Origin of the sequence: Nocardioides immobilis (genome assembly GCF_003515065.1) — a bacterium.
GTDB lineage: Bacteria > Actinomycetota > Actinomycetes > Propionibacteriales > Nocardioidaceae > Nocardioides > Nocardioides immobilis.
Genome location: NZ_QXGH01000010.1, coordinates 411,164 through 417,163, shown reverse-complemented (window position 1 = coordinate 417,163; position 6,000 = coordinate 411,164). Strand labels below are relative to the sequence as shown.

Genomic DNA, 6,000 nt, shown 5'->3' with positions numbered 1-6,000 from the left:
CGGTCTCGACGACCAGCCGCACCGCGCCCTGCTTGAAGTCCTCGTCGTACTTCCGATAGTTCCTCGTCGTCATCGCCAACTCATCTCCTCAAAGGCGATGTCTCCACGCTACGAGGGGAAGCCCAGGCCACCTCAAGCGCGCGGCTGGACCGACAGGGTCAGACGCCCAAGCTTGTTGAGTCGATGCCGCCGGTCGACGCGACCAGATCTCTTGGATTCCAACGACTCGAAATGCGACGGGCGAGCCAGCCGGCGATCGCCAATCTCGAACGCTCGCCAAGCATGTCGCCTCTACAACTGGTTTCGCTCGAGCGGCCGATGTGTGGACGGCGCTCGAAAGCTGGTCGATACCGGCGCTTGAAAAGTGATCGGTTTCGGGGAGCGTCGGATCGGCCCCATTTTCAAGCGTCGCCGACAGCAGCATCGATGATGCCTCCCGCGGCTGACTCGGGTCGCGGAGCGCACCCCTCCGACCCGAACGCGGCATGAGTTGCAGGGCGGTGCTGAGCGCCCGATGGTCGCGAGTGGCCGCCGCGCGTCGCCGCGAGGGCGGAGGAGTTGACGTAGCAGGGCCAGTGCCGATCTCCTCTGCCTGCTCGAGCGCCGCGGACCGCCGCCGCTTGTATCCGGGAACAGGCACCATGGGCCGCGGGACTCCGCCCCAATGCGGACGCTACTGGCTCAACGAGCGCGCTAGGGGGGGCGGTGCCCCGTCGTCAAAGCGGCACACAATGGCTGCCACCGCGATGGCTGCCGAGGCTGGCCGGCTGGGGCTGCACGCCGGCGACCCTCGACTAGTTCAAGTAAGTCAGCCCCGAGTCCGACTCGCCCGCTATCCCCTTGTCGCGCAGGCCGGGGAGACCACCCCGATTCGCCGTGGGCGGACAAACTCTCCTGACGCTCGGGTCAGGAAGCCTGGAGAATCCATCGAACCGCCGCGCAGGGACATCTGCCCGGCGAGGGTTCAGCCTTGACCGCACGTCCACCACGACCGGCAGCGGTTAACGGCCCAAGACGAGGAGCCGCAGCCACCCGCGCAAGCGCCGGCGGCTCCTCACCATGCGGCTTGAACAATTGCCCTCCACCCAAGGCAAGCACGATCGTTTCCGCGTTGTAGCCGGGCGGGCGATCACAATGGCGGAAGCGTCACGCCCCGTAGGCCAACGTCGATCTTGGTCAGATGCCAACGTCCGAGGTTGCATGCAATCAGACTGTCGCCCTGGAAGGCGATGTTGGTCGGGTGCGCAAGCATGTGAGCGGTGACATCCTCCCCGACCATCGTGACGTCGCCCCCCGGGCTGACGCGCAGCACTCTGCTCGGCTCATAGCAACCGACGAAGACCGAGCCGTCCTCGCCGACCGCAAGACCATCGGGGTAGCTACCCGGAAGGACCGCGAGATCACGCTTTTCGCCGGCGGAACCGTCGGGCCGCACGTCGATCGCAGCCACGACGCTTCGGAACGTCTCAACGACATACAACTGGCTTCCGTCTGCGTTGAAGGCGAGCCCGTTGGCGAATCGGAAGGGTCCCGCATGCCATAACTCGCCCGACCCATCCGGGTTGATGGCCACGATCCCGGGGCCGGACGCGTCGAAATCCCAACTGTCGGAAACGAAGAGGCGGCCCCTGCGGTCGAACGCCGGGTAGTTAGGGACGCGGAACCGGTGGCCCTCCACTCCTTCGGAGAAGAGCTCCAGCTTCCCCGTGGGGACTTCGAGGCGAAACACCGCTGCATGCTTCATGTCACAGACGAACAGGTCGCCGTGGCGGTCGAACGCCATGCCGAGACAGAAGCCGTCGGTGTTCGCGACGACTTCGCGACTACTCCCGTCGGGGGCAATGCGGAAGATCTCGCCTCGGTCTCCGCCGCACCAGATGTTGCCCTCGCCATCGACAGCGACACCCTCTGGGTGCGAGAGGCGCGGCTCCGTAGTTGCTCCATCGCACAGCACGCTCATCGGGACCTGCGTCTTGGGGCTGTCCAACATTTCCGATTCCTCACTTTCCGGCGATCCTCCTGCCGCGCGGTGCACGCTTCGGGATCCGCCGCCTGTATCCCAACTCTGTATCCCGGATTAGACACGTGTGGCGAGCGTCTCGTCAAGCCTGCAGGAGGCGGCGTCCCGCGGCCCCGCTCGCCGTAGATGAGACCGCCCGGAACTGCACCAAAGCGGGCGGCCCCCTCCTGGACCATCGATGGCCATCGCGACACCTTGCAGGCGCGACCGGGTGTTAGGCCACCTGTCAGGCCCGGGCGGACGCGAGCTCCCGCCTGCCAGCAGGACTCCGGATGTGCGGCAACCCCGGACAGCATTTGGCACTCCCGCGAAGACGCGATGCTGGCACGAGAGAACAAGGGGGTACTCACCTACCGTCGAGCCAGAGGACCCCGAGATGGGTGGAAGGTTTCAGGTCGGCGCATCGGTCGGTGCCCTAACCGGTCATCAACCCGCGAAGTTGGGCCTCCCGCTCGCGCCCATATTGCATCAGTTCGAGAATGTGCCCGTCGGGATCGTGGAGGTAGCACGCCCGACTGCCCTTGTTGATGCCCGCAGTCACCGTGACGGGGTCGTTGCGGAGCACCCCACCCCGCGCGATGACCCGTGCGCAGACGGTCTCGATGTCGCTCACCACAAACGCAAGGTGGCTCGACCCAGGTTGGTTCGGCACTGCTCGAAGGGCGTCGCCTCCCGCGCAGACGTACTCGATCAGTTCGATGAAGTGACTCGATGGCCACAGCTCGTGCTGACCGGTCAGCGCAAGCTGGGCGACCTTGATAGCCGCCCCCGGCACGCCTACCAGCGTGCGCGTGTACTCGTTGTCTCCCGTTTGGCGATGCACCTCGACCAGGTCGAAAACCTCGCAGTACCAGCGGATCGATCGGTCAAGGTCCGAGACGGTCAAGCCGTGATGGAGAACGCCGAAGGTCAACATTGCAGGAACTGCCTCCATGTAGTTTGCGCAAGCGGTCCGCGGCTGCGCTCAGTCATGAGTGACTTCAGAAATGGGAGCCGTCGACCCTTTCCAGCGATAAGTCAGTCGCCTCGCGGGGTCGTCTCGCACGGGGCTGGCGAAGCGGGGCCATCACGTCGGGAAGCGGAACCTTCCTCGACGCGACTCGATCGCCGATACCAGTTGATCCCGGCGATGGTTCACGTGTTCTATCACCGCCGCGGAAGCCCGGTCGCCGTCCCGCGATCGCAAAGCCTCAAGGAGCCTTCGCCGATCTCGATACGAATCAGCGAGGTCGTCGACGTTAGGATAGGTGCCGGCAATCTGCACTTGATTGAGCAACGCCCATGTCTTCAGCCAGATGTTGACCAGGAACGCATGAAGCTGGGGCATCGCCGCCGCCTCTGCCACTATCTCGTGGAAGCGAAAGTCGGGAGTAGCGTCCCACTCTCCGGGTGCGGGATCCCCGCGGTCGAGACGCTCCTCCAGCTCGGCTTGCACCTGTTCCAGTTCGGCGAGCTGGTCATCGGTGATGTTGGCCGCGGCGCCACGGAAACTGACGGCCTCGAGGGCCGCGCGGATCGTGTAGATCTCGATCACGTGGTGGAGCTCGAACACGACCACCTTGCGGGCCCCGTTCCCCGCAGCCTCCTCGATGAGGCCGTCCGTCTCCAGTTGCCGCAAAGCATCGCGAATTGGCTGCCGGCTAACGTCTAGACGCTCGGCGAGGTCGTTCTCAGACAAGGTGATACCGGGCGGAAACTCGCCAGAGAAGATGGCTTCGTACAGACGGCGAAGAACCCAATCACGAAGAGCTCGACGATCTCGCGGCGCGGGATCGCTTGGAACAACTTGCCGCAGCAACCGGACCGCGACCGACATGGCAACTCCTTACAGTAAGGTTCGGACGCCGTTAGGAGTCGGCTCGCCGACCCTAGGGCGGCCCAACGCCGGAACTTTAGTCCGGAAGTGCGCAGCACCCGCGCATTGTCTCTCGGTTCGCCGGCCGTGCCGACAGCCAACCGGATCCTCGAGTCCGCTCCCGGTGACGGTTGCGGCCGTCCTCCTTTGCAACCTGGTGGCCGGCGCACGTGGCGATCCACCGCAGGCGCCGCTAATTGAAGGTCCAGCCGCCGTCGACTAGGAGGGTCTGGCCGGTAACGAAGGAGGCCGCATCGCTGGCGAGAAAGATGGCCGCCGCCGCGATGTCCTCGACAGATCCTCGGCGCTTTACAGATTGGCGTTCGATCACCTCCGCGTCGAAGGCTTCTTGATCCTCATAGAGTCCCTGCTCGGCACGAGTTGGGAATGCGCCAGGTGCCAGCACGTTTGCGGTCACGCCAGCCGGCCCGACTTCGCGGGCAAGTGCGCGGGTAAGCCCCACGATCGCCCCCTTGGTCGCGATGTATGCCCCGAGTCCATCGGGATATCCAAGGAAGAAGGTCACGGATCCGAAGTTGATGATGCGGCCTCGCCCGCTCTCGCGTAGATACGGAAGCGCCGCGTTTAGTGTCGTGACGTACCCGACCACGTTGACGTCGAGGACGTTGCGTAGCTCTTCGAAATCGGTTTCGGCGAGGGGGCCGCTCGGAAAGATGGCCGCGTCATTGATCAGGATGTCGATTCCACCCAGCTCCGATGCGACCTCACGGACTGCTGCCTGGGTGCTCTTCACGTCGCGAACATCCACCGCGCGCACGACGGCCGTGCCCCGCGCGCTCAATGTCTTCTGCGCTAGCTCAAGCCCGTCGGCGTCGATATCCAGTAACGCCACCTTGGCTCCGGCCCCGACAAAAGCAGTGGCCATCGCGAGACCGAGGCCATGCGCACCGCCCGTGATGACGGCGACGCGACCCGACACATCGAAGCGCTCAACCGCGTCAAACGCCAGCGGTTCATCCATCAATCTTCCTCCCATCTCGCGGGCTTCTTGCGCGGGCCGGCCGAAGCCACCCACATCAGTCTCGAGGGCCAGGGCGGCGGACCCGAGACACCTGTATCCAGGATCTGTATCCAGATCTAGTGTGCAGTGCTGGCCGCCGCTACGTCAAGGGGTGTGGCGTTGCGCAACGGACGCCACTCCCAAGCACGTCCGATCGCTCACGGATGCAGTGATAATCAGATGGTTTGACCGATCGAGACCCCGGCATCCAGTTCCGTAACGAAGGTGTTACCGCAAACCCCGCATCCAGCGCGAACGCGATCACGCCGAACGCGACATGCGAAACTTCGACTCCGAACGATGCCGCCTGGATTCTGCCGTGTCGACAGTCGAGAGCGCCGCCCGGCCAAGCGAACCGGACGTCATCATGTTGGGGCCACCGCGTGGGCTCCTCGCGGTTGACGCTGATCGCCCGGGAACCATTCGTGTCGGCAACGCTCGAAATGGGGCCGATCCGTCGCTATCGCCTCGTTTTCAAGCGACGTCGACAATCCGGTGCGGTCGACCTGGCGCGAACTCCCTATCAACGGCGGTCGAAGAATGACTCCTTTCCCGTCAGTCAGTCTTCGGGCGTGGCTGGGGAGCGCCAAACTTCACCAGGGCGCCACCACGCCGGCATCTCCAAACCGCATACGTTCTGTGAAGCCTCTGCGTGCGATCCTCCACCCGTCTGCTGTCCGCCGAAGGACATCGCGATACTCGCCGAGGACCTCAAACGGCTGTAGCGCTGCACGTTCATCCCTCCCCGTATGGACGATCCGGGCGGCACACACCGTCTCGGCCGCGTCCCGCGAGAGGTGAACCACGAAGTTGGAGAGGAGGTGCTGAGTTGGGCCGCAATGGTCGAGTGTCGATGAGACCCCTCGCACTATGGCATCGAGTCCTTCGACAACGTAGCCGTCGTAGTCGGCAACGGCAGCCTTCTCAAACACGGCGCTTAGACCGGCCAGGTCTCTCGAGTCGAGGCACGTCGCGTAGCGGATCAAGACGTCGACAATCGCCTGTCGTTCTTCGCAGTCATGGGGCACTTGCATACTCCTTCCGGGATCCGCCGAGCGTCAGCCTGGCCCAACTCGAGGGCGCAGCCGCCGACGGGATTCTGTT

5 protein-coding genes are annotated in these 6,000 nt (G+C 64.4%); all 5 read right to left on the bottom strand.

The genetic code is table 11. The features are described from left to right. Positions 1–1,129: 1,129 nt before the first annotated feature. On the bottom strand, positions 1,130–1,990 hold the full coding sequence (locus D0Z08_RS05640) for an SMP-30/gluconolactonase/LRE family protein (RefSeq protein ID WP_118923464.1): 861 nt from the start codon (positions 1,988–1,990) through the stop codon (positions 1,130–1,132). A gap of 445 nt (positions 1,991–2,435) precedes the next feature. Continuing rightward, the gene (locus D0Z08_RS05635; protein WP_182481174.1) at positions 2,436–2,936 is read right to left on the bottom strand and encodes a VOC family protein; all 501 of its coding nucleotides are present in this window, start codon (positions 2,934–2,936) and stop codon (positions 2,436–2,438) included. A gap of 150 nt (positions 2,937–3,086) precedes the next feature. Further along, positions 3,087–3,836 carry a GntR family transcriptional regulator gene (locus D0Z08_RS05630; RefSeq protein ID WP_118923461.1) on the bottom strand — a complete coding sequence of 250 codons (750 nt, stop codon included), beginning with the start codon at positions 3,834–3,836 and terminating at the stop codon, positions 3,087–3,089. 232 nt (positions 3,837–4,068) lie between these two features. Continuing rightward, on the bottom strand, positions 4,069–4,857 hold the full coding sequence (locus D0Z08_RS05625; RefSeq protein ID WP_182481173.1) for an SDR family NAD(P)-dependent oxidoreductase: 789 nt from the start codon (positions 4,855–4,857) through the stop codon (positions 4,069–4,071). 632 nt (positions 4,858–5,489) lie between these two features. Then, on the bottom strand, positions 5,490–5,924 hold the full coding sequence (locus D0Z08_RS05620; protein WP_182481172.1) for a nuclear transport factor 2 family protein: 435 nt from the start codon (positions 5,922–5,924) through the stop codon (positions 5,490–5,492). Positions 5,925–6,000 lie beyond the last annotated feature (76 nt).

Bases quoted from the DNA above. Each gene is read 5' to 3' on its own strand.
- D0Z08_RS05640 (WP_118923464.1), bottom strand. From the start codon at position 1,990: ATGTTGGACAGCCCCAAGACGCAGGTCCCGATGAGCGTGCTGTGCGAT.
- D0Z08_RS05630 (WP_118923461.1), bottom strand. From the start codon at position 3,836: ATGTCGGTCGCGGTCCGGTTGCTGCGGCAAGTTGTTCCAAGCGATCCC.
- D0Z08_RS05635 (WP_182481174.1), bottom strand. From the start codon at position 2,936: ATGTTGACCTTCGGCGTTCTCCATCACGGCTTGACCGTCTCGGACCTT.
- D0Z08_RS05625 (WP_182481173.1), bottom strand. From the start codon at position 4,857: ATGGATGAACCGCTGGCGTTTGACGCGGTTGAGCGCTTCGATGTGTCG.